The 24,498-nt window shown below is 67.7% G+C and carries 27 protein-coding genes and 1 tRNA gene; 4 read left to right on the top strand and 24 right to left on the bottom strand.

The genetic code is table 11. The features are described from left to right. Positions 1 to 14: 14 nt before the first annotated feature. The 5 genes from FHR19_RS10310 to FHR19_RS10290 are packed head-to-tail and all read right to left on the bottom strand — an operon-like array spanning position 15 to position 4,671. The gene (locus FHR19_RS10310) at positions 15 to 992 is read right to left on the bottom strand and encodes an AAA family ATPase (RefSeq protein WP_184027913.1); all 978 of its coding nucleotides are present in this window, start codon (positions 990 to 992) and stop codon (positions 15 to 17) included. Next, positions 989 to 1,615: a dTMP kinase gene (gene tmk, locus FHR19_RS10305; RefSeq protein WP_184027910.1), complete on the bottom strand. Its 627-nt coding sequence runs from the start codon at positions 1,613 to 1,615 to the stop codon at positions 989 to 991. Before tmk ends, FHR19_RS10310 begins: the two co-directional genes overlap by 4 nt. After that, on the bottom strand, positions 1,612 to 2,778 hold the full coding sequence (locus tag FHR19_RS10300; RefSeq protein WP_184027908.1) for a D-alanyl-D-alanine carboxypeptidase family protein: 1,167 nt from the start codon (positions 2,776 to 2,778) through the stop codon (positions 1,612 to 1,614). Before FHR19_RS10300 ends, tmk begins: the two co-directional genes overlap by 4 nt. A 32-nt stretch (positions 2,779 to 2,810) precedes the next feature. After that, positions 2,811 to 3,629 (bottom strand): SPOR domain-containing protein, encoded by an 819-nt coding sequence (locus tag FHR19_RS10295; protein ID WP_184027905.1) that lies wholly within the window; start codon positions 3,627 to 3,629, stop codon positions 2,811 to 2,813. A gap of 10 nt (positions 3,630 to 3,639) precedes the next feature. Next, complete coding sequence (locus tag FHR19_RS10290) at positions 3,640 to 4,671, bottom strand: lytic murein transglycosylase (protein WP_246359465.1); 1,032 nt, start codon at positions 4,669 to 4,671, stop codon at positions 3,640 to 3,642. Between the two features lie 112 nt (positions 4,672 to 4,783). Here FHR19_RS10290 and FHR19_RS10285 point away from each other — a divergent pair. Further along, a tRNA-Ser gene (locus tag FHR19_RS10285) sits at positions 4,784 to 4,873 on the top strand. Between the two features lie 14 nt (positions 4,874 to 4,887). Here the strand turns inward: FHR19_RS10285 and FHR19_RS10280 are convergent. The 15 genes from FHR19_RS10280 to rpsB form a co-directional block, all read right to left on the bottom strand. Beyond that, complete coding sequence (locus FHR19_RS10280) at positions 4,888 to 5,910, bottom strand: NADP-dependent oxidoreductase (RefSeq protein WP_184027899.1); 1,023 nt, start codon at positions 5,908 to 5,910, stop codon at positions 4,888 to 4,890. Between the two features lie 80 nt (positions 5,911 to 5,990). After that, positions 5,991 to 6,365, bottom strand: a complete 375-nt coding sequence (locus FHR19_RS10275; protein WP_184027896.1) for a hypothetical protein — start codon at positions 6,363 to 6,365, stop codon at positions 5,991 to 5,993. A gap of 106 nt (positions 6,366 to 6,471) precedes the next feature. Continuing rightward, complete coding sequence (locus FHR19_RS10270; RefSeq protein ID WP_184027893.1) at positions 6,472 to 6,810, bottom strand: PilZ domain-containing protein; 339 nt, start codon at positions 6,808 to 6,810, stop codon at positions 6,472 to 6,474. Positions 6,811 to 6,854: 44 nt separating this feature from the next. Continuing rightward, the gene (gene rpmE / locus FHR19_RS10265) at positions 6,855 to 7,085 is read right to left on the bottom strand and encodes a 50S ribosomal protein L31 (RefSeq protein WP_184027891.1); all 231 of its coding nucleotides are present in this window, start codon (positions 7,083 to 7,085) and stop codon (positions 6,855 to 6,857) included. A 90-nt stretch (positions 7,086 to 7,175) separates the two neighbouring features. Further along, positions 7,176 to 7,670 (bottom strand): 3-hydroxyacyl-ACP dehydratase FabZ, encoded by a 495-nt coding sequence (fabZ, locus tag FHR19_RS10260; RefSeq protein WP_184027888.1) that lies wholly within the window; start codon positions 7,668 to 7,670, stop codon positions 7,176 to 7,178. Further along, positions 7,667 to 8,308, bottom strand: coding sequence for an OmpH family outer membrane protein (locus FHR19_RS10255; RefSeq protein ID WP_184027885.1), 642 nt, complete (start codon positions 8,306 to 8,308; stop codon positions 7,667 to 7,669). The genes fabZ and FHR19_RS10255 overlap by 4 nt, the downstream gene beginning before the upstream one ends. Then, the gene (bamA, locus tag FHR19_RS10250) at positions 8,308 to 11,034 is read right to left on the bottom strand and encodes an outer membrane protein assembly factor BamA (protein ID WP_184028912.1); all 2,727 of its coding nucleotides are present in this window, start codon (positions 11,032 to 11,034) and stop codon (positions 8,308 to 8,310) included. The genes FHR19_RS10255 and bamA overlap by 1 nt, the downstream gene beginning before the upstream one ends. A gap of 94 nt (positions 11,035 to 11,128) precedes the next feature. Continuing rightward, complete coding sequence (locus FHR19_RS10245) at positions 11,129 to 12,262, bottom strand: M50 family metallopeptidase (RefSeq protein ID WP_184027883.1); 1,134 nt, start codon at positions 12,260 to 12,262, stop codon at positions 11,129 to 11,131. Beyond that, the gene (locus tag FHR19_RS10240; protein ID WP_184027880.1) at positions 12,259 to 13,416 is read right to left on the bottom strand and encodes a 1-deoxy-D-xylulose-5-phosphate reductoisomerase; all 1,158 of its coding nucleotides are present in this window, start codon (positions 13,414 to 13,416) and stop codon (positions 12,259 to 12,261) included. The genes FHR19_RS10245 and FHR19_RS10240 overlap by 4 nt, the downstream gene beginning before the upstream one ends. Then, complete coding sequence (locus FHR19_RS10235) at positions 13,413 to 14,225, bottom strand: phosphatidate cytidylyltransferase (RefSeq protein ID WP_343053236.1); 813 nt, start codon at positions 14,223 to 14,225, stop codon at positions 13,413 to 13,415. The genes FHR19_RS10240 and FHR19_RS10235 overlap by 4 nt, the downstream gene beginning before the upstream one ends. Beyond that, positions 14,222 to 14,953: an isoprenyl transferase gene (locus FHR19_RS10230; protein WP_184027877.1), complete on the bottom strand. Its 732-nt coding sequence runs from the start codon at positions 14,951 to 14,953 to the stop codon at positions 14,222 to 14,224. The genes FHR19_RS10235 and FHR19_RS10230 overlap by 4 nt, the downstream gene beginning before the upstream one ends. A 37-nt stretch (positions 14,954 to 14,990) precedes the next feature. Continuing rightward, positions 14,991 to 15,548, bottom strand: coding sequence for a ribosome recycling factor (gene frr / locus FHR19_RS10225; protein WP_184027874.1), 558 nt, complete (start codon positions 15,546 to 15,548; stop codon positions 14,991 to 14,993). 12 nt (positions 15,549 to 15,560) lie between these two features. Then, complete coding sequence (gene pyrH, locus FHR19_RS10220; RefSeq protein WP_184027871.1) at positions 15,561 to 16,286, bottom strand: UMP kinase; 726 nt, start codon at positions 16,284 to 16,286, stop codon at positions 15,561 to 15,563. Positions 16,287 to 16,399: 113 nt separating this feature from the next. Then, positions 16,400 to 17,338, bottom strand: coding sequence for a translation elongation factor Ts (gene tsf / locus FHR19_RS10215; protein ID WP_184027868.1), 939 nt, complete (start codon positions 17,336 to 17,338; stop codon positions 16,400 to 16,402). A gap of 109 nt (positions 17,339 to 17,447) precedes the next feature. Then, positions 17,448 to 18,233 carry a 30S ribosomal protein S2 gene (rpsB, locus tag FHR19_RS10210; protein ID WP_184027866.1) on the bottom strand — a complete coding sequence of 262 codons (786 nt, stop codon included), beginning with the start codon at positions 18,231 to 18,233 and terminating at the stop codon, positions 17,448 to 17,450. 265 nt (positions 18,234 to 18,498) lie between these two features. Here rpsB and FHR19_RS10205 point away from each other — a divergent pair, with 265 nt between their 5' ends. After that, positions 18,499 to 18,720 carry a hypothetical protein gene (locus tag FHR19_RS10205; RefSeq protein ID WP_184027863.1) on the top strand — a complete coding sequence of 74 codons (222 nt, stop codon included), beginning with the start codon at positions 18,499 to 18,501 and terminating at the stop codon, positions 18,718 to 18,720. On the opposite strand, the gene FHR19_RS10200 is transcribed toward FHR19_RS10205, so the two are convergent. Beyond that, positions 18,671 to 19,456, bottom strand: a complete 786-nt coding sequence (locus tag FHR19_RS10200) for a CDP-alcohol phosphatidyltransferase family protein (protein ID WP_184027860.1) — start codon at positions 19,454 to 19,456, stop codon at positions 18,671 to 18,673. The genes FHR19_RS10205 and FHR19_RS10200 overlap by 50 nt on opposite strands. Then, positions 19,456 to 20,190 carry a phosphatidylserine decarboxylase gene (locus FHR19_RS10195; RefSeq protein WP_184027856.1) on the bottom strand — a complete coding sequence of 245 codons (735 nt, stop codon included), beginning with the start codon at positions 20,188 to 20,190 and terminating at the stop codon, positions 19,456 to 19,458. Before FHR19_RS10195 ends, FHR19_RS10200 begins: the two co-directional genes overlap by 1 nt. A gap of 146 nt (positions 20,191 to 20,336) precedes the next feature. On the opposite strand from FHR19_RS10195, the gene FHR19_RS10190 reads away from it, so the two are divergent. Both FHR19_RS10190 and FHR19_RS10185 read left to right on the top strand, forming a co-directional pair. Further along, entirely contained in the window at positions 20,337 to 21,557 is a 1,221-nt protein-coding gene (locus tag FHR19_RS10190) for an NADP-dependent isocitrate dehydrogenase (RefSeq protein ID WP_096341413.1), read from the top strand. A gap of 101 nt (positions 21,558 to 21,658) precedes the next feature. Next, complete coding sequence (locus tag FHR19_RS10185; RefSeq protein ID WP_184027853.1) at positions 21,659 to 22,078, top strand: hypothetical protein; 420 nt, start codon at positions 21,659 to 21,661, stop codon at positions 22,076 to 22,078. 4 nt (positions 22,079 to 22,082) lie between these two features. Here FHR19_RS10185 and mltG read toward each other — a convergent pair whose 3' ends face one another. Together mltG and fabF are read right to left on the bottom strand one after the other, a co-directional pair. Continuing rightward, positions 22,083 to 23,051, bottom strand: a complete 969-nt coding sequence (gene mltG / locus FHR19_RS10180) for an endolytic transglycosylase MltG (protein WP_184027850.1) — start codon at positions 23,049 to 23,051, stop codon at positions 22,083 to 22,085. 10 nt (positions 23,052 to 23,061) lie between these two features. Then, positions 23,062 to 24,324, bottom strand: coding sequence for a beta-ketoacyl-ACP synthase II (gene fabF, locus FHR19_RS10175; protein WP_184028910.1), 1,263 nt, complete (start codon positions 24,322 to 24,324; stop codon positions 23,062 to 23,064). Positions 24,325 to 24,498: the final 174 nt, after the last annotated feature.

Raw genomic sequence — 24,498 nt, 5'->3', positions numbered from 1 at the left:
CAGAGCGGCAAGCGTCAGCGCGGGGCGAGACGCGCGACGATCCCACAGAGTTCGAATACGGTGCCTGCGGCATCCTGCGTCAGGGCAACCGCGATCCCGCCCACCGATCGGGCCGCGTCATGCGCGTCGAGCGCGGTGCGCAGGCGTTCGCCCGAAGCAAGGCGCGCCTGTTCGGCGATGAACGCAGGCACGCGCTCTAGGAATGCGGCGAAGCGTTCGGCCGCCCCCTTGCCCGACAATGCCTTGGCAAGGCGTCCGCGCACGGCATTGTCGCGATCCCCGGTCGCGGCGATCTCGGCCAGATCGCGCTCGATCGCCGCCATGTCGAGCCCGGCAAAGGCGAGCGCGCGGCCGGGCGAACCGGCCCCTGCCCGCACCAGCGCGGCCACCTCCGCCTCCGGCAGGTCGGGCTCCTCGGCACGAAGCACGCGCGCTACCTGATCGTCGGCCAGCGCCGAGAAGCGCAGCGAGCGGCAGCGCGAGCGGATGGTGGGAAGCAGGCGACCCGGCGAATGACTGACGAGGAGGAAGATCGTCCCTGCGGGCGGCTCCTCCAGGTTCTTGAGCAGCGCGTTGGCGCCGCTCCGCTCCAGATCGTCGATCGCGTCGATCAGGACGACGCGCCGCGGGGACAGGGCGGGCTTGGTCGCGAACATCGGTTGCAGCGTGCGAACCTGATCGATGGTGATGCTGCGCTTCAGACCGTCATCCGGCTTGGCGACATCTTTGGGCAGGCGTACGAGCTCGCGGTAATCGGGATGCGCGCCGCTCGCCAGCAGCCGCGCGACGCGGTGCTCGGGCGACAGCGGCCCGGTCGGCGGCACCGATGGGTCGAGTGCGCGGGCGAGGAGCAGCGCCGCGCACTCGCGCGCGAAGCGGCCCTTCCCCACGCCTTCCGGGCCGGCGATCAACCAGGCATGGTGGATCGCCTCGCCCCCGATCGCCGCGGCAAAGGCGGCGCGCGGTGCGTCGTTGCCGATGAGCGACGTCATGGCAGCAGGTCGGCGAGCGCCTCGATCAGCGCGGCAGTGACTTGCTCCGGTGCAGCGGCGGCGTCGATGCGGCGCACGCGGTCAGGCTCGGCGGCGGCGATGCGCGCGAAGCCCTCGGCCACGGCGGCGTGAAAGCCGGTGCCGCGCATCTCGAATCGATCATTGGCTGCGGCACCCCGCCCCGCCGCACGCGCCGCGCCCTCCTCGGGCGGCAGTTCGAGCAGGAACGTCCGATCGGGCATCAACCCGCGCGAGCCGAAGCCGTGGAGCGCGAGGATCGCGGCATCGTCGATGCCCTGCGCCCCCTGATAGGCGCGCGTCGAATCGACATAACGGTCGCAGATCACCCAATGCCCCGCGCCGATTGCGGGCCGGATGCGCTTCTCGACATGGTCGGCGCGCGCGGCGGCGAACAGCAGCGTCTCGGCATGCGGGCTCCAGCGCCCGACATCGCCCTGCATCAGCAATTCGCGGATCGCCTCCGCCCCGTCGCTGCCGCCCGGTTCCCGGGTGACGAGCACGTGGAGCCCGCGCGCTTCGAGTGCGGCGGCGAGCGCGCGGGCCTGTGTCGACTTGCCCGCGCCCTCCCCGCCCTCGAGCGTGATGAACCGCCCTGGGCTCAAGCGCCGAACAGCCCCATCAGCCCGGCCCAGACGCGGCCGAAGAAGCCGGCTTCCTCGACCGCGCTTTCGGCGACGAGCGGCAGGCGCTGCTCGCCGACATCGGCGCTGGTGATGACAAGGTCGGCGATGTGCTGGCCCTGTTTGATCGGTGCCTTGAGCGGCCCCTGATAGACGACCTTCGCGGTCATCGCTGCGTTGCTGCCGGCGGGCACGGTGACGTTGAGGTCGCGTGGTGCGACGAGGCCGACGGTCGCGGCATTGCCGAGCTGGACGTCGGCGGTCTCGACGCGCTTGCCCTGCTTCACGACGGGCTTCGCCTTCCAGGCGTTGAAGCCCCACTGCATGAAGCGCACGGATTCGCTAATGCGCTGGTTGAAGCTGTTGAGGCCCGCCACGACCATCACCAGGCGGCGGCCATTTTGCTCGGCAGAACCGGTGAAGCCGTAGCCCGCCTCTTCGGTGTGGCCAGTCTTCAGCCCGTCGGCGCCGGCGACGCGGCCGAGCAGCGGGTCGCGGTTCGCCTGGGTGATGGCGTTGCCGCCCATCGTCTGGCCCCAGGTGAAATCCTGTCGGCTGTAGAACTTCTTGTAGAGGTCCGGGTAGTTCTGGATCGTCGCCTTGGCGAGATGGGCGAGGTCGCGGGCGGTAACCATCGTGCGCCCCTCATCGGGCCAGCCGTTCGACGTGCCGAACTGGCTGTTGGAGAGGCCGATCGCCTTGGCGCGCTGGTTCATCAGGTTGACGAACGCCTCCTCGGTGCCCGCCACGCCTTCCGCCAGCACGACGCAGGCGTCGTTGCCCGACAGCACGACGACGCCGTAGAGCAGGTTCTCGACCGTCACCTGCTCGTTCGGCGACAGGAACATCGTCGAGCCGGCCTTCGGCCCGTGCCACTTCGCCCAGGTTTCGGGGCGGACGGTCAGCTTCTGGTCGAGCTTCACCTCGCCGCGCTTGATCATGTCAAAAAGGACGTAGACCGTCATCATCTTCGCCATCGACGCCGGCGGCATTCGGCGGTCGGCATCCTTGGCATAGAGCACCGCGCCGGAGGACAGGTCCTCCAGATAGGCAACGGGCGCCGGCGTGTCGAACGGCGGGCGCTGCGCGGCGGCGGGCGCGGCGGCGAGAAGGACGAGCGGCGAAAGGGCAAGCAGGCGGTTCATCGGTGGAAAATTACCCGGTGGCTTGAGGAACATCAGGGAATACGGACGAGCGCCGCGCCGGCCTGACCGCGGCGCGCGGCGGCGGCGCGGGCGGCCTCGGCGGCGGTGCGGTCGGCAAAGGGGCCGAGCTGGACGCGATAGAGCATGCCCGCGGCGCTCACCCGGCCGCCGAGTTGCGCGGCCAGCGCGCGGGCGTTCGCCTCGCTCGACAACGCGGCGACCTGGACGCCCCAGCCGGAAACGGGTGCCGGTTTGGGCTTTGCGGCCGCGACCGGTGGACGCTGGGCGACGGGTTTCGGCTTGGGCGGCGCGGTCGGAACGCGTTCGGGCAAGGCCTTGGGTTCGGGCTTCGGCTTGGACGCTAGGGGCTTCGGCGCAGGCGGCTTGGCTACGGCCGGCGCTGGTCGCGGATTATTTGCGGCGCCGAGCGCGGGCAATTCCTTGCGCAGGCCGACGAGCAGGACGGGCGGCGCGTCAAGTCGCGCCGTGGCGGGTTGGCCATTGCGCAGGGCGGCGACGTCCGGCGGTGACGGCCGCGCGCCGCGGACCCGCACCGGCGCGCCCGCCTCGACGCCCAGTTGGGTCAGCGCATCCACCGACAGTGCGATGGGCTGACCGGCGCGCGCGGGCGTGGCATCCTTCACCATCAGCAGCACCGTGCGGCCGGTGTCGAGCGAGGTCACTTCGACGAAGCTGCCGACCGGCAAGGTAGCATGCGCCGCGCCGGTCGCGATCTCGGCCGCGCCGGCATAGCCGACCGCGTCGTACCGCTCGCCCTCGTTCGACGCGGCGCTCGGCCCCGACCCAACCGGCGGGGCGTCCTGACCGGGCGCGGCACCCGCGAGGATCAAGGCGAAAAGTTCAGCTGGCGACGGCATCGGCGAGCAGTCCTACCGAAAGCGCGTAGAAATTGGAGCAGTTGTAATCGAGGATCACGCGATAGTTGCCGGTCAGCAGATAGGCCGTCTGTCCGCGGCCGTCAGGCTCGATCAGCGTCGCCTGCACGTCGTCGGCGGGCCAGCGACCACGCTGCGGCACCATGCCCATTGCGCGCCATTCGCGCATCGTCCGCCACTGGCTGTGCCGCTCGAACACCCGCGGGCATCGCGGCGACAGCGTGCGCGTCGTCATCCCCGCCCGGTCGAAACCGGCGGGTACGTTGACGGCGATGCCCCAGGGCTGCCCCGCCCGCCAACCGGCGTTGACGAAGTAATTGCCGATCGAGGCAAGCGCGTCGGCCTCGTTCGTCCAGATGTCGGCCTTCCCATCGCCGTCACCGTCGCGGGCGAGGCGCAGATAGATGGACGGCAGGAACTGCGGATAGCCCATCGCCCCCGCCCAGCTTCCCTTCAACCGTTCGCGCGGGACGCCGCGATCGAGGATCTTGAGCAGCGCGATGAACTCGCCCTCGAACAGCGCGCGGCGGCGCCCCTCATAGGCGAGCGTCGCCAGCGACCGGGCAAGGTCGAAGTCGCCGGTGTAGGCGCCGTAATTGGTCTCGTGCCCCCAGATCGCGACCATGATCGATTCGGGAACGCCGGTCTCCGCCTCGATCCGCGACAGCTTCGTGCGATTGGCCGCATAGGCGCGCTGCCCGCGGCTGATGCGCGCGGCATCGACGTGGCGGGCGCGATAGGGCGCGAAGTTGAGCACCGCGCTCGGCGGGCCGCTGACGCCGCCGGGCTGGGCGCGATCGAGTTCCACGACACGTGGATTGACCGTAAGCGTCGGCAGCACCGCATCGAGCGTCCGTGCGCTCACCCCGTCCGCCAGCGCGCGGCTGCGCACCTGCAACAGATAGGGCTGAAACCCTGCATCGTCCTGTGCCGCCGCGCCGCCGGCCGTGCCGACCGCGATCACGGCGCCCAGCAGCGCCGCTTTCCACCTACGCATGATACCCGAACCCGCCATGGCGCCGATGTGCCACAGTCGCGCCCTCGCCTGAACCCCCTTATCGCCGCCCCTTGCACAAATGCGCCGCAGGGCGCTAACGCCCCGGCGACGCGGAGAGGTGGCCGAGTGGTTTAAGGCAGCGGTCTTGAAAACCGCCGTGGGTGGAAGCTCACCGTGGGTTCGAATCCCACCCTCTCCGCCACCGGACCCCAGCGATCAGGCGACCTTGACGACGAGCTTGCCGAAATTGCGGCCGCGCAGCAGGTCGATGAACGCGTTCGGGGCGTTCTCCAGCCCCTCGACCACGTCCTCCTTGTACTTGAGCCTGCCCTCGGCGATCCACTGCGCCGCCTCACGGTAGAAGTCGCGGCGCTGGTCGGCGAACTCGATCTGGATGAAGCCGCGGATCGTCAGGCTCTTGGTCAGGATGTCGCGCATCGTCCCGGGCAGGCGGTCGCGGCCGGTATTGGACCCGGCCTTTTCGTTGTAGTGCGCGATCAGGCCGCAGACGGGTACGCGGGCATAGGGGTTGAGGAGCGGGAAAACCGCTTCCCACACCGCGCCGCCGACATTCTCGAAATAGACGTCGATGCCGTCCGGGCACGCCGCCTTGAGCTGCTCGGCGAAGTCGGGGGCGCGATGGTCGACGACCGCGTCGAAGCCGAGCTCGTCGCGGACGAACGCGCATTTTTCCGGCCCGCCGGCGATGCCGACCGCCCGCGCGCCCTTGATCTTCGCGATCTGTCCGACCGCCGAGCCGACCGCGCCGCTGGCCGCGGCCACGACCACGGTTTCGCCGGGCTTCGGCTTGCCGATCGTCAGCAGGCCGGCATAGGCGGTGAAGCCCGGCATGCCGAGTACGCCGAGCGCGGTGCTGACCGGCGCCGCCGCAGGATCGAGCTTGCGCAGCCCCGTCCCGTCCGACAGCGCGTAGCTCTGCCAGCCCGAGTGCGAGAGGACGATATCGCCTTCGGCAAAATCGGGATGGCGCGAGGTGACGACGCGGGCGACCGTCCCGCCCTCCATCACCGCGCCGATCTCGACCGGCGCGGCATAGGATTTGGCCGCGCTCATCCGCCCGCGCATATAGGGATCGAGCGAGAGGTAGAGGATCTCGAGCAGTACCTGTCCCTCGCCCGGCTCGGGCACCTCGGCAGTGTCGATCGTGAAGTCCGCCGGGGTCGGTTCGCCATCGGGGCGGGCGGCGAGAAGGATGCGGCGGTTGGTGCGAGCGTTCATCGGCGGGGTTCCGTGCAGCGGGGTGGAATGCCGGACGAACGCCCTCGCCGCCGGCTCGTTCCGGCGCCGCAACGCTTCACTCAGTCGTCGAGCAGCGCGTCTGTCATCCGCATCAGTGCGCCGCCCAGCCCGCCGAGAGCGAAAGCGGGGCGCATCGAGTCGCGACCGTCGTCGAGCCGCATCGACATGCGCGCTTTCACCGGCGTGCCGGGCAGTCGCGGGCGCTCTGTCGTGTCGGCGCACAACTCGCTGGTGGGGCGATCCCCCGGCAGGAGGTCGAGCGGCAGCGGCTCCGCGGTCAGGCGCGGCAGGCGAGGCGCGCGTGGCTCGGCAGTGGTCAAGCGGAGGTCGAGGATCGTCGGCAGGCGTGTGGCGGAAAGCGCGGACGGCGGCCCGTCTGCGGCAAGGCCGCCAGCGAGCATCATTCCCATCGCCACCGAGACCAGCGCGGCCATCGCGATTCCCCACCCTCCCGGGCCGAGACGGCCGGAGATGTGGCCGAAACATGGCCGAAAGCGGGCGCGGTTACCAGCGCGAATGCGGGTGCGTTGCGGACCGACCTCAGCCGGCGGTCAGGAGATCGAACTCGAACGGGGAAAGCGGCTCGTCGAACTGGCATCCCGCCTCGTAATCGCGCGACCAGACGATCCGCGTCAGCCGGCGCACGGCGCCCGGCAGGGTCAGCAGGATGCTGCTGCCTGGGATGAGATCGCTGAAGGTCTGGAGTCGCGCGCCGCTCATCGACAGATCGGTGATGCGACAGAGGCTGCCATGGCGCCCCTCGTCGAACAGGCCGGCGTCGAGTGACACCGCCTTTCGAGTGGCCCGCCGGCTTTCGCCAGCGGCGATCGGGATCAGCTCTGCGGCGATCCGGGTGCGGACGGGGACATGGCTTTCCATGTCCCCGACGCTACGCCGCGTTGGTAAACGCGGCGTAAAGGAGATTACTTCGACTTCAAAGAAAGCCCGCCGAAACGCTTGTTGAAACGTGCAACCTGACCACCCGCGTCGAGCAGGCGCTGGTTGCCGCCGGTCCAGGCCGGGTGCGCCAGCGGGTCGATGTCGAGCGTCATCAGATCGCCTTCCTTGCCCCAGGTCGAGCGCGTCTCGAACACGGTGCCGTCGGTCATCTGGACGCGGATCATGTGATAGTCGGGGTGGCCGGTCTTCTTCACGTTCAATTCTCCGAAATGCCGCTGGTTTCCGACCAGCCGCGAAGGGCGCGCGCATAGCAGCGCTGCGCCCGGTCTGCAACTTGCGTCGTGTTATGCCGCTTTGGGCGGGTCGGCGATCATTGCGGTGAAGTTGGCCGTCGCGGCGACCGCGCCGTCGATCAGTGCACGGCCGGCGAACTTGCAGACGCTCGAGCGCTTCTGCACGAACTCGACCTCGAGGGTCAGGAGCACGCCGGGTTCGACGGGCTTCCGGAACTTGGCTTCCTCGATCGCCATGAAATAGACGAGCTTGCCCGACCCGGCGAGGCCGAGGCTCTCGACCGCGAGCACGCCGGCGGCCTGCGCCAGCGCCTCGACGATCAGGACGCCGGGCATGATCGGGCGACCGGGGAAATGCCCTTGGAAGAAGCCCTCGTTGATCGTCACCGCCTTGACCGCGCGGATCGACTTGTCGGGGACGATTTCCTCGACGCGATCCACCAGCAGCATCGGATAGCGATGCGGCAGCGCGGCCATCACGCGGGTGACGTCGAGCGGGCCGAGCGCAGCGCGCCCGGCCTCACCCGTCGTTACGGTGTCGGTCACCGGCCGGGCGTGGCGGCCGGACGCGCCGCCGGCGCCGCGCCTGCGGCCGGGGCGGCCGCCGCGCCCTGCTGGCCTCCCGGCTGCCAGTTGGCCGGCGGGGTGATGCTGACGTTCGGGACGAGGCGGTTGAGCTCGGCGGTCACGTCGGCGGTGATGTCGGCCGAAGGCTGCGTCTGAACGGCGGCCTCGGGGCGAAGCAGCAGCGTCACCTTCTTCTTCGACATTGCGGCGTTGACCGCTGACTGAAGCTGCGCGCCGATCTGCTCAGCGGCATAGGCGCGGGCGCGCTGTACCGGCTGGGTCAGGCGCTGTAGCTCGGCATTGGCGGCCTGCTCCTTCTGCTGGATCGTGTTGGCCTGTGTACGCAGCGCCGCCTCGTTCGCGTTGGGGGCCGAGCGCGCCTTCTGGAAGGCATCGACCAGCGGTCGAAGCTCGTTCTGGACGGCGGTCTGGCGTGACTGCGCCTGGTCGAGCTGCGCCTTGTAGGTCGTCTGGATCTGCGAGATCGCGGTCTTCCAGGCGTTCGATTCGAGCACTGCACCCTCGGGATTGGCGACGGCGATGCCGTTGACCTGCGCCAGCGACGGCGTGGCGATCGCGACCGGGGCGAGCGCCGCGGCGATGAGGAACTTGTTCATTAGAAAGCGGCTCCAACGTTGAAGGTGAGAAGCTTGGGATCGTCGCCGTCGACCGAGATGATATCCTTGGCGAGATCGATGCGCAGCGGCCCGAACGGCGAGTTCCAGTTGACGCCCACGCCGACGGTGATGCGCGGCTTGGGCGTGTCGCCGACGAAACGCTCGAGGAACGGCGAGATCGTCTGCGACGCGGCCGAGTTCGGGTCGTTGCCCGAGCAGGTGCCGCCATAGGTCGTGGCGTAACCGACCGCACAGGTCGTCAGGCGCGTGCCCGATACGCCGTTCTCGGTGAAGCTGTTGATATAGAGTTGCTGCCCCGTATCGGTCGTGATCGGGCGGACGAGGTCGAGCAGGCGCGGCGAGCCGTCGACGTTGAACACGGGCTTGCCGCTCGCGTCGGTCGCCTGGGTAAAGGTCGCGGTCGGCAGCGGCTTCTTAATGTTGAACAGCGAACCGAGCTGGACATAGACCGACGGCCGAAGCCCCAGTTCCTGCGCACCCGAGCCGAGCGGAATCTCAAGCTCCGCGCGGCCGAGATAGTAGGCCTTGCCGCCCAGCGGATCGTCGACAATGCTCTGGCGATCGGTCTGGAGGATGATGTTGCCGTTTTCGTCGGTCGTGTACGGCGTGCGCAGCACTCGCGGGCCGACGCCGCGGATGTCGAAGCCGCGGAACTGCGGCTCGCCGAGATAGAAGCGGTCGACGATGCGGACAGGGTCGATCCCCGGCCCGCGGTCGTTCTCCAGGCTGTGAATATAGCCGCCCTGCGCGTTCACCGAGAAGATGAAGCCGCCGCCCAGCCCCCAGAAGCGGCTATATTCGCCGCGGCCACGGATGTAGCGCACGTCGCCGCCGAGACCCGCGAAATCGACGCCGGCGGTCAGGCGCTGTCCGCGGGTCGGCCGCAGGCGGCTGTTGAGGCTGTCATAGACGAGCGTCAGGCCGACGAGCGAGGTCAGGCGGTTGCCGAGCTGCTCGCATAGATAGCGACCGGCCTTGAGCGGGTCGCAGAAGCCGTTGGTGAAGTAGAGCGATTCGTCGAGGCTGACGTCGTCCTGGCTGAGCTGATACCGGCCCGAAAGCGACCAGTACTCGGTCAGCGGCACGCCCGCGACGATCTGGAACCCGGTCGAGGTCTGGCTGAACGTCGTATTGCGATCGTTGCCGATGAAGTTGAACGAGTTGAAGTCGCGGCGGAAGATCGTGCCGCCCAGCGCGATGTTCTTGTCGAACAGATAGGGCTCGGTAAAGCCCAGCTCGACCGACTTCGAATAGGCCGAATAATTGGCCTGAAGGCGCAGGTCCTGCCCCTTGCCGCGGAAGTTGCGCTGGCGGATCGAGCCCTGAAGGATGAACCGCTCGAGGCTGGAGAAGCCCGCCGACAGCGTCAGTTCGCCGGTCGAGCGTTCCTCGACATTGGCGTTGAGGACGACGCGGTCGGGCGACGAGCCCTCCTTCTCCTCGATCTCGAACTTGTCCTGGAAGAAGCCGAGCGAGTTGACGCGATCCTGCGACCGCTTGCGAAGGAAGCTGTTATAGGCGTCGCCCTCGGACAGGCGCATTTCGCGGCGGATAACCTCGTCCTGCGTCTGCGTGTTGCCGGTGATCTCGATCCGCTCGACATAGGTGCGCGACGCTTCGGCGATGTTGAACGTCAGCCCCATCGTCAGCGTTTCGGGATCACGGCGATATTCGGGGCGGACGTCGGCAAAGGCATAGCCGAACAGGCCCGCGGTTTCGGTCAGCGACGTGACCGAATCCTCGACCTGCTTGGCGTTGAACCAGTTGCCCTTCTTGATCGGCAGGCCGGCGGCCAGCTTGGCGCCGTCGAAATCACGGATGCCGCTGTCGACCTCGACATCACCGAACTTGTAGCGCGGCCCTTCCTCGACCACGTAGGTGATGATGAAGTCTTCCTTGTCCGGCGTCAGCTCCGCCACCGCGGAAATCACCCGGAAGTCGGCATACCCCTCCGTCAGGTAGAACTGACGCAGCTTCTGCTGGTCGTAGGCCAGACGATCCTGATCGTACGACGTGTTGGAGCTGAAGAAGCGGAAGAAGCGTGCCTGCTTCGTCGCCATCTGCTTGCGCAGCGTGTCGTCGTCGTACTGCTGGTTGCCGATGATGTTGATCTGGCGAACCTTGGACTTCGGCCCCTCGGTGATCTCGAAGACAACATCGACGCGGTTCTGGTCGAGATTGACCTGCTTTGGCTCGACCACCGCGGCAAAGCGCCCCTGGCGGCGATAGAGCTCGATGATGCGCGCGACGTCGGTGCGAACGGCGGTGCGCGTGAAGATCTGGCGCGGCTTGAGCTTGATCTCGGGCAGGATCTTGTCGTTCTTCAACCGCTTGTTGCCCTCGAGCACGATGCGGTTGATGATCGGGTTCTCCTTGACCCGCACGATCAGGTCGCCGCTCTCTACGCCCTCGATCTGCACGTCCTGGAGCAGGTCGGACGCGAGCAAGTCCTTGATCGCCTGGTCGACGCTCTCGTTGGTGTAGGCCTGACCGACGCGCAGCTTGGTATAGCTCAGCACCGTCTCGGGCTCGATCCGCTGGCTGCCGACGACGCGCAGCGACTTGATCGTCCGCGCGGGTGCCGCCTGGATCGCGGGCGCGGGCGCGGCCTGTGCCGCGGGGGTCGCGGCCGGTGCTGCGGTCTGCGCCTGTGCCACGCCCGCCAGCATCGTGCCGGCAAGCAGCATCGCGCCACGCGCACCCATCTTGCTCGCCTTGATCGCCGTCACCGTCGTCCCCACCCAAAATGTCCCGAAGAAAAGTCCCGTATCGGGGCGCAAGCCCCCTGCACGAACCGTGTCAGCCGATCAAGCCGGCGAGACTGCGCCAAAGTCCGAAAGCGCCAAGATCGTTGATCGTCACGAGTAGCATTAGCGCGAGGAGCGCGGCGAGCCCGCCGCGGAATGCCCATTCGAGCACCTGGGGGTCGACGGGCCGGCGGCGCACCGCCTCGATCGCATAGAAAAGAAGATGCCCGCCATCGAGCATCGGCACTGGCAAGAGGTTGATGAACCCCAAGTTAATCGAGATGAGCGCGATCAGCCCGATGAACTCCGGCAGGCCGAGGCTGAGCTGCTGGCCCGACACTTGGGCGATGCGCAGCGGCCCGCCAAGCTCATCCATCGACCGGCGGCCGCTGACGATCTGGCCGATGGTATCGACCATCATGCCGACGATCTCGCCGGTCCGTTGGACCCCGACCAGCGGTGCCTCGATCAGGCCGATCGGTTGGCGCACCGTGCCCGCCGGCCCGATACCGAGCCGGCCGATGCGATATTCGTTGCCGAAGCGGTCGCGCTCGCGCTGTTCGCCGATCGTCGCGAAGAGGGTTTGCGACGCGCCGTTCCGGTCGATGACGATCTCGGTCCGCTCGGCCGGGCGCAGCCGTGCAAAGCCGGCGATGTCGTCGAACGTCTCGATCGCCCGCCCGCCAAGGCTACGCACGCGATCGCCGGGGATCAGGCCGGCGGCCGCGGCAGCGCTGTTCGGCGCGACGATCCCGACGATCGGCGGTGTCCGGCTGACGCCATACGCATAGGCGAAACCGCCGAGGATCAGGATCGCGAGGAGGAAATTGATCGCCGGTCCCGCCGCGACGATGATCGCACGCTGCCACACGGGCTTGGCCTGGAACGTCTGCGCGCGCTCGGCCGCGGGCAGCGACAGCCATTCGGGGCTGGGCTGGCTGGCCGAGTTCATGTCGCCGGCGAAGCGGACATAGCCGCCAAGCGGCAGCCATCCGAATTTCCACCGCGTGCCGCGCCGGTCGGTAAAGCCCGCCACCTCGCGCCCGAACCCGATCGAGAACGCCTCGGCCTTCACCCCGAACCAGCGCCCGGCGAGGTAATGGCCCATCTCGTGCACGAAGACGAGCGGACCGATCACCCCGACAAAGGCGAGGACCGTGAACAGGACACCGGGGTTTTCGATCAAGCCACGCGATCCTTTACCCGCTCGGCCGCGACCCGCCGCGCCTCGCCATCGACCGCCAGCACCGCATCGACATCGAGCGGCGCGGGCGGGTCGTATCCCTCCAGCGTATCGGCAACGATTGCGGCAATTTCGAGGAAGCCGCAGCGCCGCTTCAGGAAAGCCTCGACCGCGACCTCGTTCGCCGCATTCAGGATCGCGGGCCGCGCGCCCCCTGCCCCCAGCGCCTCTCGCGCCAGGCGCAGCGCGGGGAAGCGGACGGGATCCGGCGCCTCGAAATCAAGCCGGCCCAGCTTGATTAGATCGAGCGGGGCCATTGGCGTCGCCATCCGATCGGGCCAGGCGAGCGTATGCGCGATCGGCACGCGCATGTCGCTCGGCCCGATCTGTGCCAGCATCGAGCCGTCGACATATTCGACCAGCGAGTGGACGGCCGATTGCGGGTGGACGACGATGTCGATCGCGTTCCCCGAAACGGGGAACAGCCGCGCCGCCTCGATCAGTTCGAGGCCCTTGTTCATCATCGTCGCCGAATCGACGCTGATCTTCGCGCCCATCGACCAGTTGGGATGCGCGACCGCCTGTTCGGGGGTGACGCCCGCCATCTGCTCGAGCGACCAGGAGCGGAACGGCCCGCCGCTCGCCGTCAGGATCAGGCGGCGCACCCCCGCGGGGCGGTCGCCGGCCAGGCACTGGAAAATCGCATTATGCTCGCTGTCGGCGGGGAGCAGCGTCGCGCCGCTCGCCTTCGCCGCAGCGAGGATGATCTCGCCCGCCGACACCAGCGGCTCCTTGTTGGCGATGACGACGGTGCCCCCGCCCTCGATCGCGGCGAGCGTCGGGCCAAGGCCCGCACAGCCGACGATCGCGCTCATCGTCCACTCGGCACCCGACCGCGCGGCATCGCAGACCGCTGCCATACCGCCGGCCACGCGGGTGGCGGTGCCGGCAAGCGCCTCGGCTAGTGCGGACAGGCAACTTTCGTCGGCGACGACCGCGAGTTCGGCGTTTGTCCGCCGCGCCGCCTCGGCCAGGCGCACGACATCGCAATTGGCGGTCAGCGCGACGACGCGGAAACGGTCGGGCTCGCGCTCGATCAGGTCGAGCGTCGAGGTGCCGATCGAGCCCGTCGCACCGAGGATGGTTACCGTCCTCATGCCGCCGAAGCTCCCAACGCAATCACCATCAATGCGGCCAGCGGCGCGACCGGCACGATGCCGTCGAGCCGGTCGAGCATCCCGCCATGGCCGGGCAGCAGCGTCCCCGAATCCTTGATCCCCGCGCGCCGCTTGAGCCAGCTCTCGTACAGGTCGCCCAGCGCCGACACGACCGCGAGCACTGGCGTCATCGCCGCTAGCCACGGCGACAGGCCATATTGCGCCATGATCCCGCCGAGCACGGCCGCGGCGACCAGGCCGCCGAGAAAGCCGGACCAGGTCTTGTTCGGACTGATCGCGGGGGCGAAGCGCGGTCCGCCGACGGAGCGGCCGACGAAGAACGCCGCGGTATCGCATGCCCAGACCAGGCCCATCGCCCAGAGCGACAGGAACAGCCCGTCGGGCATCGACCGCAGCAGCATCAGCGACAGCGCCGGCAAGCCGACATAGAGGATGCCGCCCGCCAGCGCCCGCTTCTGCGTCACCGCGCCCACGAAGAACGCCGCGCCGACCACGAGGCCGAGCGAAAAGAAGGATGGGCCGCTGGCGATCGGCGCCATGATCGCGAGCGGGATCGAGATCGCGAACTGGCCGATCTGCTTGTCGCGATGCGATGCGCCGAACATCGCCGACCATTCGCTCATCATGATGAGCGCGCCGATGACGACGACCAGCCAGAAGGCGAGCCCCCCCCACCAGAGCGCGCAGAAAGCCAGCGCGAGCAGGCTAAAACCGACGGTCAGGCGCTGCTTCAGGTTCGCCTTGCGCCGGATCTTTTCATCGAGGGCGACCGGATCGATCGGCGTCACAGGCCACCGAACCGGCGTTGGCGACGCATGAAACACTCGACCGCCGCGGCCAGCGTATCGGCATTGAAGTCCGGCCAAAGCGTGTCGACGAACAGGAGCTCGGCGTAGGCCGCCTGCCACAACAGGAAGTTCGACAGCCGCTGCTCGCCCGAGGTGCGGATGAGCAGGTCGAGCGGCGGCAGCTCGCGCGTCGTCAGCTCACCCTCGATCCGCGCCTCGTCGATGTCGGCGGGGTCGATCGAGCCGTCCCGCGCGGCGGCGGCGAGGCGGCGGGCGGCGGCAGCGATCTCCGCCTGCGCGCCGTAGTTGAGCGCGATAACGAGCGTCGGGCCGGTATTGACCGCGGTCCGCGCGATCGCATCTTCGATCATCGCGACCAGATCGCGCGACAAGGCATGATAGTCGCCGATCACCCGCAGCCGGACGTTGTCGGCGACCAGTGTCGCGATCTCGGCGCGTAGGAAATGGCGCAGCAGGCCCATCAGGTCCTGCACTTCCTCAGCCGGGCGACGCCAGTTCTCGGACGAGAAGGCGTAGAGCGTCAGCACCTCGATGTTGAGGTCCCGGGCGGCGCGGGTGACGCGGCGCACCGCCTCCACGCCCGCCTTGTGCCCGGCGGCGCGGGGCAGCCGCCGGGCCTTTGCCCAGCGGCCGTTGCCGTCCATGATGATCGCGACGTGGCGTGGCCGATCACCCGCCAGCGCCGATGCGTCGATCTGCGTCGCCATCAGCGCGCCCGTTTGTCGAGGAGCCGAACCGCCGGCCTCACTTGCCGAGGATTTCCTTTTCCTTCGCCGCCGCCGCCGCGTCTAGGTCGGCGATCGTCGCGTCGGTCAGCTTTTGCACCTCGGTCTCTAGCTTCTTGCGCTCGTCCTCCGAATAGACGCCCTTCTTCTCGTCGGTCTTGAGCGCGTCCATCCCGTCGCGGCGGACGTTGCGGACCGCGATCCGCGCCTTCTCGGCATATTGCCCGGCGAGCTTGGCGAGTTCCTTGCGCCGCTCCTCGGTCAGGTCCGGGATCGGCAGGCGGAGCGTATTGCCATCGTTGATCGGGTTCAGGCCGAGGCCTGCCGAGCGGATCGCCTTTTCGACCGGGCCGACGTTCGACTTGTCCCACACTTGCACCGACAGCATCCGCGGCTCGGGCACCGAGACGGTCGCGACCTGAACCAGCGGCATGTGCGCGCCGTACACCTCGACGGTGACGGGATCGAGCAGCGAGGTCGAGGCGCGGCCGGTGCGAAGCCCGGCGAGGTCGCCCTTCAGCGATTCGACGGCACCGGCCATGCGGCGCTCGAGATCAGCCTTGTCGTATGCGGCCATGATCGGCTCTCCTTATGCTTGTGGCTTGCGGACGATGGTCGCGGTGCCCTGCCCGCCGATGACGGCGGCAAGATTGCCCTCGTCTCGGATCGAAAAGACCACGATCGGAATGTCGCTGTCGCGGCAGAGCGCGACGGCGCTGGCGTCCATCACCTTGAGATTGTCGGCGAGCACGCGGTCGTAGCTGAGTTCGTCGTAACGGGTCGCGGTCGGCACCTTCTTTGGGTCGGCGTCGTACACGCCGTCGACGCTCGTGCCCTTGAAGAGGGCGTCGCAGCCCATTTCGGCCGCGCGGAGTGCCGCGGTGGTGTCGGTCGTGAAGAACGGCAGGCCGGTACCCGCCGCGAACAGGACGACGCGACCCTTCTCCATGTGTCGCTGCGCACGGCGGCGGACATAGGGTTCGCACACGCTCGCCATCGGGATCGCCGACTGGACGCGGGTGTCGACGCCCGCCTTTTCGAGCGCGTTCTGCATCGCGAGCGCGTTCATGACGGTCGCCAGCATGCCCATGTAGTCGGCGGAGGCACGGTCGAAGCCCTGTGCCGCGCCCGCCAGCCCGCGAAAGATGTTGCCGCCGCCGACGACCATGCACAGCTCGACGCCGCTATCGGCGATCGCCTTCACCTCTTCGGCGACGCGCGCGCAGGTTTCGGGATCGATGCCGTACTGGCCCTGGCCCATCAGGACCTCGCCCGACAGCTTCAGAAGGATACGCTTGAAAGTGGGGCGGCTCATGGGTCCCGCTTGGTTGAGTGAAGGGGGCAGCAAAACGGCGCGGACCTTAGGAGCCCCGCGCCGTGATGCCAACCTATTACGCCCTTCCCCGCCATGGGCAAGGGCGGAACGGCTTAGTTCTTCGAGAGGCCCGCGGTCGCAGCGACTTCGGCGGCGAAGTCGCTCTCTTCCTTCTCGATCCCTTCGCCCAGCTGGAAACGGACGTAATCAACCAGCTTGATCGACGCGCCGGCGTCCTTGGCCGCCTTCGCGATCACGTCGCCGACGGGGGTCTTGCCGTCCATCACGAACGCCTGCGTCAGAAGGGCGTTCTCCTTCTTGAACTTCTCGATCGGGCCGTTGAGGATCTTCTGCGCGACCTCGTCCGACTTGCCGACGATCTTCTCGGCGTTCTTCTCGCGAAGGATCGCGGCCTCACGCTCGACGACCTCGGGGTCGAGGTCCTCGGCGGTCAGCGCCAGCGGGAAGGCAGCGGCGACGTGCATCGCGATCTGCTTGCCCAAGGGCTCGAGAACGTCGACGCCGGCATCCGATTCGAGCGCGACGAGCACGCCGATCTTGCCGAGACCCGGGGCGGCGGCGTTGTGGACGTACGGGATCACCGCGCCCTGCGTGACCGACACGGCCTTCGCGCGGCGCAGCACCTGGTTCTCGCCGATGGTCGAGATGTTGTTGGTCAGCACTTCCTCGACCGTACCGCCGGCGGGCATCGCCGCACCCTTCAGCGCGTCGACATTGTCGCCCTGCTCGAGCGCGATCGTCGTCACGTTGCGGACGAAGTCCTGGAAGATCTCGTTCTTGGCAACGAAGTCGGTCTGCGAGTTCACCTCGACCGCCACGCCCTTAGTCCCGGCGACGGCGACGCCGACCAGACCCTCGGCCGCGGTGCGGCTCGACTTCTTGGCGGCGGCGGCGAGGCCCTTGGTGCGCAGCCAGTCGACGGCGGCTTCCATGTCGCCGCCATTCTCGGCCAGCGCCTTCTTGCAATCCATCATGCCGGCGCCCGAACGCTCGCGCAGTTCCTTGACGGCGGCTGCCGTGATCTCGGCCATGTCGATTTCCTTCTTAAAATGCGGGCGGGGTCAGTGCGAATTGCCCTGCCCCGCCCGAATGACAGATCGGTGACGCGGGCGGTCACCCGCCGCGCGTCTTGTCAGGCGATCAGGCCTGAGCAGGCGCTTCCTCGGCCGGGGCCGTCTCGGTCAGCGCGGGCTCGGCCGGCGGCTCGGCCATCGCGCCGAAGTCCTGGCTCTGCATCGCGGCCTGGTTGTTGCCGCGGGTCGCGGCGATCGCCATCGCCTCGCAATAGAGGCGGATCGCACGGCTCGCGTCGTCGTTCGCGGGCACCGGGAAGGCGATGCCGTCGGGCGAGACGTTCGAATCGAGGATCGCGACGACCGGAATGCCGAGCGTGTTGGCTTCCTTGATCGCCAGCTCTTCCTTGTTCGCGTCGATCACGAACATGATGTCGGGAATGCCGCCGAGGTCACGGATGCCGCCGAGCGACAGCTCGAGCTTGTCCTTCTCGCGCGTCAGGTTGAGCACTTCCTTCTTGGTGAGGCCGTGCGTGTCGCCCGAGAGCTGCTCTTCGAGCGTCTTCAGGCGCTTGATCGAGCCCGAGATCGTCTTCCAGTTGGTGAGCATGCCGCCCAGCCAGCGGTGGTTGACGAAGTGCTGGCCCGACTTGCGAGCAGCCTCGGCGATCGGCTCCTGCGCCTGGCGCTTGGTGCCGACGAACAGGACCTTGCCGCCGCCGGCGACGGTCGACGACACGAAGTCGAGCGCACGCGCGAACAGCGGCACGGTCTGCGACAGGTCGAGGATGTGGACGCCGTTGCGATCGCCGAAGATGTAAGGCTTCATCTTGGGGTTCCAGCGATGCGTCTGATGGCCGAAGTGCGCGCCCGATTCGATCAGCTGGTGCATGGTGACGACAGGTGCCGCCATAGGGATATCTCCTTCCGGTTAGTCCTCTGGGAAGCAAGCGACCCTTAGCGCACCTGAAAGGCGGCGTCGGGCACCGGGTTATGGGCTTCCCATGCGGGTTGAGCGCGTGCCCTTAGACGAGCGTGATCCAGAGATCAACGCTTGACACCGGGAACGGAAAAGGAACATAACGGGTTTGCAACGGGATCATGGAACCGGCTCGTCGCAAAGCTGTTCATAAGTAACGTTTCGTTAACCGTGTTCCGCGGTTCGAGGAGTGGGTCAGGTGGTCGCTATTCTCGCTTTTGCGCTGTTCGCCTTTGCCGGTTTTGTCGCGCTCGGTGTCATCGCCGCTACGATCGCGCCGTATCGTGCGCGGATCGCCTGCCTGCTGGTGCACGGCACGCAGAGCCGGATCGCTGCGCTGCCGCCGCTGCCCTCGCGTGGCGAAACGCGCGCTACGCCGCGGCTGACGGCGTCGCCGGCGCACCTGCGCGCAGCCGCCTAACACGGGCATAGGCGGCGATGCTGAACGGGATCGTCGCCAAGTAGCCGAGGCAGATGACGCTGAGCGTCTGCCAAGGCGCCGAGACGATTGCCGCGGCGAAGATCACCACGACCGCCAGCGCCTCGAACCGCACACGGCGACGCAGGCGCAGCGACGACCAGGAAAAGGTCGCGAGGCTTGACACCATCAGGAACGCGGTAAACGCCACCCACGGTGCGACGAGCCAAGGCGAGCGGAATATCGCTTCCTCGGTCCAGAACCACAGATACATCGGCAGCATTGCGAGCCCCGCTCCTGCGGGCGCGGGCACACCGGTGAGGAAGCCCGCCGATTTGTGCGGCTGTTCGGCGACATCGATGTTTGCGTTGAACCGCGCAAGGCGCAGCGCGCAGAACACGGCATAGATCAGCGCCGCCAGCCACCCGATCCGCGGGATGCCCATCAGCGACCAGAGATAGACGATCAGCGCGGGCGACACGCCGAAGCTGATCGCGTCGGACAGGCTGTCGAGCTCGGCCCCGAACCGGCTCTCGCCGCGGACGAGCCGGGCGATCCGCCCGTCGATCCCGTCGAGTACTCCAGCCAGCAGCACCATCAGGACCGCCCGCTCCCAATCGCCGGCGATCGCGAAGCGGATACCCGTAAGGCCCGAGCACAGCGCCATGGCCGTGACGGCATTGGGCGCGATCGCACGCAGCGGCAGGCCGCGGCCCGGACGGCGGGGGCGAAGCGCCATTACTGGGCAACGCCCGTCGGCGCCTCGACCCCGATGCGGCCGATGATGGTCTCGCCCGCGACGCTGCGTTGGCCGAGAATGACCTGCGGCTGATAACCCGCCGGCAGGAACACGTCGACGCGGCTGCCGAAGCGGATGAGGCCGATGCGCTGGCCCGCGACGACCATGTCGCCGGGCTTGACGAAGGCGAGGATGCGGCGCGCGACGAGGCCCGCGATCTGGGTAAAGCCGAAGCGGGTGCCGTCGGGTGCCTCGACGACGATGTGCTGGCGCTCATTCTCGTCCGACGCCTTGTCGAGGTCGGCGTTCACGAACTTGCCCGAGATATAGACGACCTGGCGGATCGTGCCGGTGATCGGCGTGCGGTTGATGTGCACGTCGAACACGCTCATGAAGATCGACACGCGGGTCAGCGGCCCCTCGCCCAGCCCCTGCGGACCGGCCAGCTCCGGCGGCAGCGCGACCTGCTGGATCATCGTCACAAGGCCATCGGCGGGCGCGACGATCAGCCCTGGCCCCTGCGGCGTCACCCGGACCGGATCGCGGAAGAAAGCGGCGACCCAGAGCGTCACGCCCAGGAACGGCCAGGTCCAGAACCAGCCGCCGCTGATGAAATAGACCAGTGCTGAGATCGCTAGGGCGATCAGGACGTATTTGCGCCCCTCGGGGTGGACGGCGGGGAAGCGCCACTTGACGGTCGAGGTGGCGATGGGCGGCTTTTCGAGTGATGGCATCGCGCGGGTCTAACCGTGCCCGCCCCGCGATACAATCAGTTGTGGCAATAGCCCGCCCGCAAAGCCGATCGCCCGCGCGGTTGATCCCGGCGCGCGCGCGGCTTAGGGAGCGCCCAAACCTCCCTCATGGATACAGCGAGACGTTGATGGCGAAGATCAAGGTGAAGACGCCCGTCGTGGAGATCGACGGCGATGAAATGACCCGGATCATCTGGGCGTGGATCCGCGAGCGCCTGATCCTCCCCTATCTCGACATCGACCTCGAATATTACGACCTCGCCGTCGAGAAGCGCGACGAGACCGACGACAAGATCACCGTCGATTCGGCCAAGGCGATTCAGAAGTACGGCGTCGGCGTGAAGTGCGCGACGATCACTCCCGACGAGCAGCGGGTCGAGGAGTTCGGCCTCAAGAAGATGTGGAAGTCGCCGAACGGCACGATCCGCAACATCCTAGGCGGCGTGGTCTTCCGCGAGCCGATCGTCATCAAGAACGTCCCCCGCCTCGTCCCCGGCTGGACGCACCCGATCGTCGTCGGCCGCCATGCGTTCGGCGACCAGTATCGCGCGACCGACTATCGCGTGCCGGGCCCGGGCAAGCTGCGCCTCGTTTTCGAGGGCGATGACGGCACCGTGATCGACGAGGAGGTGTTCAAGTTCCCCTCGGCCGGCGTCGCGATGGCGATGTACAATCTCGACGACTCGATCCGCGATTTCGCGCGCGCCAGCCTGAACTACGGCCTCGGCCGCGGCTGGCCGGTGTACCTGTCGACTAAGAACACGATCATGAAGGCCTATGACGGGCGCTTCAAGGACATCTTCCAGGAGGTGTTCGAGACCGAATTCGCGCCCCAGTTCAAGGAAGCCGGCATCGAGTATCAGCACCGCCTGATCGACGACATGGTGGCGAGCGCGCTCAAGTGGCACGGCGAGTTCGTGTGGGCGTGCAAGAACTACGACGGCGACGTCCAGTCGGACACGGTGGCGCAGGGCTTCGGCTCGCTCGGCCTCATGACCTCGGTCCTGATGACCCCCGACGGCAAGACGATCGAGGCGGAGGCGGCGCACGGCACCGTCACGCGCCACTATCGCCAGCACCAGCAGGGCAAGGCGACGTCGACCAACCCGATCGCGTCGATCTTCGCTTGGACCGGCGGCCTCAAGTATCGCGGCAAGTTCGACGGCACCCCCGACGTGACCCGCTTCGCCGAGACGCTGGAGCGCGTCTGCGTCGAGACAGTCGAGGGCGGCGCGATGACCAAGGATCTCGCGATCTTGATCGGTCCGGACCAGCCCTGGATGACGACCGAGCAGTTCTTCGAGGCGATCCGCGTGAACCTCGAAACCGCGATGGGCGAGTGGAAGTAAGGCTTTCGCCGCTAATGGATTGAAAGGGGCGCCCCGGGAAACCGGGGCGCCCTTTTTCTCATGGGTTGACCGGACCTACGGGAAGCGACCACTCTGTCCGCATGAAATGGTCGGTCGTAAGGGCGTGGGGAGCGAAGATCGCCCTTTCCGTTGCTCTCATGGTGTTTGGTGCCGACCTATGGTCGCTCTATCTTTGCAGCATCGAACCTACACTCGCGGCAAGCATTGACCGTCTTAACGACTGGTTTGGTCCGACGCTGATCGTGCTCATGGCGCTGTATCACTGGCTTAGCCCCGCGAGAGAAAACGAGGCTTACAAAGATGTTTCGCCTCGGCTGTCCGGAGCGGTAACTGTCATGCTGGTTGGTACGGCAGCGGCGATCGCGTTGGTCAGTTACAGCGCGGCATTGGCGGCGGGCACATGGCTGTTGGCGATCCTTGTCACCATCGTAATCTGGCGGTTCGCGTCAAAGAATGCCGACCAGATCGGTGAGGCAAGATTCGGCGTGACAGGCGACTAGGCCCTTACATCTCCCCGCGCGCCTTCCGGATGGCGTACCATTTCGCCACGTTGGCATTGTGCTCGGCCAGCGTGTTGGCGAAGACGTGCCCGCCCTTTCCGTCCGCCACGAAATACAGCGCGGGCGACGGGGCCGGGTCGAGCACCGCATCGATGCTCTTGCGGCCGGGATTAGCGATTGGACCCTCGGGCAGGCCCGTCATCGCATAGGTGTTGTAGCCGTTGACCGCATTGACCTCCGACCGGAGGATGCGGCGGCCCAGCGGGCGGCCCTTCGTCAGCGGGTAGATGATCGTCGGGTCTGCCTGTAGCCGCATCCCCTGGCGCAGGCGGTTGGAGTAGACCGCCGCCACCGTCCGCCGCTCCGCCTCCACCGCGGTTTCCTTCTCGACGATCGAGGCGAGGATCAGCGCTTCGCGCGGGGTCGAGACGGCGATGCCGGGTTTGCGGCGCTTCCATGCCTCGGCAAGGTAGCGGTCCATCGCGCGCTGCATCCGGCCGAGCACCGCCGCGCGCGTCTCGCCGCGCTGATAGCTGTAGCTGTCGGGCAGGACCGACCCCTCGGCGGGCACGCCGACCTTGCCGGTCAGTTCGGGCGCACGCATCAGCGCCTCCTGCACCAGCACCGATGGCAATCCCTCGGGCACCGGTACGAACCGCTGGAGCGTCTTGCCGCCCTGCATCAGCTTGAGCAGGTCCGCCTGGCTGATCCCGGCGGGCAGCGGATATTCGCCCGCGCGGATCGGATCGGACGAGCCGAACAGCTTGGCGAACAGCACGAAGCGGCTCGCCGAGCCGATCGCGCCGGCTTTCTCCAGCTCGTCCGCCGCGCGGGTCAGGCTGGCACCCGCGGGCACGACGACGCTCTTGTTCACGGGCAGCGGCCCCTTGCCGCCCCAGCTCTGCATCACCCCGAACAAGCCTGCGATCGCGCCGAGGCCGAGGATCAGGCCAAGGCAGCCGAGACGCTTCATCGCGAAGGACTCAATCGATCGCCTTCATGACGAGCGAGGCATTGGTGCCGCCGAAGCCGAACGAGTTGTTGAGGATCGCGCGCACCTTCCGCTCCTTGGCGACGTGCGGCACGAGGTCGACGCCCGCGCAATTCTCGCTCGGATTGTCGAGGTTGAGCGTCGGGGGCACGATCGAATCGCGCATCGCGAGGATGCAGAAGATCGATTCGACCGCACCGGCACCGCCCAGCAGGTGACCGATCGCCGACTTGGTCGAGCTCATCGACATGCCGTCGAGCGCCGGACCGAACAAGCGGCGGACCGCGCCCAGCTCCAGCTCGTCGCCGAGCGGGGTGGAGGTGCCGTGCGCGTTGACATAGTCGATGTCGGCGAGGCTCAGGCCCGACTTGCGCATCGCCATTTCCATGCTGCGATAGGCGCCCGACCCCTCGGGATGCGGGGCGGTGACGTGATAGGCGTCGCCGGACAGGCCATAGCCGATCACCTCGGCATAGATCTTCGCGCCGCGCGCCTTGGCGTGCTCGTACTCTTCGAGGCAGACGACGCCCGCGCCCTCGCCCATGACGAAGCCGTCGCGGTCGCGGTCATAGGGGCGGCTGCCCTTTTCGGGCGTGTCGTTGAAATTGGTCGACAGCGCGCGCGCCTGTGCGAAGCCGGCAATGCCGATCGGGCAGATCGCCCCCTCCGCGCCGCCCGCGAGCATCACGTCGGCATCGTCCATCGCGATCATCCGCGCGGCGTCGCCGATCGAGTGCGCGCCGGTCGAGCAGGCCGTGACGACCGCATGATTCGGGCCCATCAGCCCGTATTTGATCGACACCTGACCCGAGATCAGGTTGATGAGGCGGCCATGGACGAAGTGCGGGCTGACCCGCGACGGTCCCTTGCGGTCGAGGACGAGCGATTCGCTCTCGATCCCCGGCAGGCCGCCGATGCCCGCACCGATCGAGCAGCCGGCGCGATAGCGCTCCTCCTCGCTCATGTCGGTGAGGCCCGCATCCTCGAGCGCCTGTCCGGCGGCGTCGATGCCGAAGATGATGAACGGGTCGACCTGGCGCTGGATCTTGTGATCGACGCGCTTGTACGGGTCGAAGCCATATTCGTGATCGGCGGGCTTCACCTCGCACGCGATCCGGCACTTGTAATCGGTCGCGTCGAAACGCGTGATCGGGCCGGCGCCCGACTTGCCCGCGATCAGGTTCTTCCACGCGGTTTCGACCTCGGCGCCCAGCGGCGTGACGAGACCCAGGCCTGTGACGACGACGCGGCGCATGTGAAACTCTCCGTCCATCGGCCCCGCGCGGGGGCCATCCTTTTCGATCATGCGGGCGCTCAATGGCGTTACGGAAAGCCCGGCCGCATCGCTGCGATCAAGGGGCTGACCGACGCGCTGTCAAGCGCCGCACATAAACAAACGGCCCCCCGCCCGGCCCATGGGGCGCGGGCG

It is taken from the genome of Sphingomonas yantingensis (genome assembly GCF_014199325.1).
Taxonomy (GTDB): Bacteria; Pseudomonadota; Alphaproteobacteria; order Sphingomonadales; family Sphingomonadaceae; genus Sphingomonas; species Sphingomonas yantingensis.
This window is presented reverse-complemented; position numbering and strand designations above follow the sequence as displayed.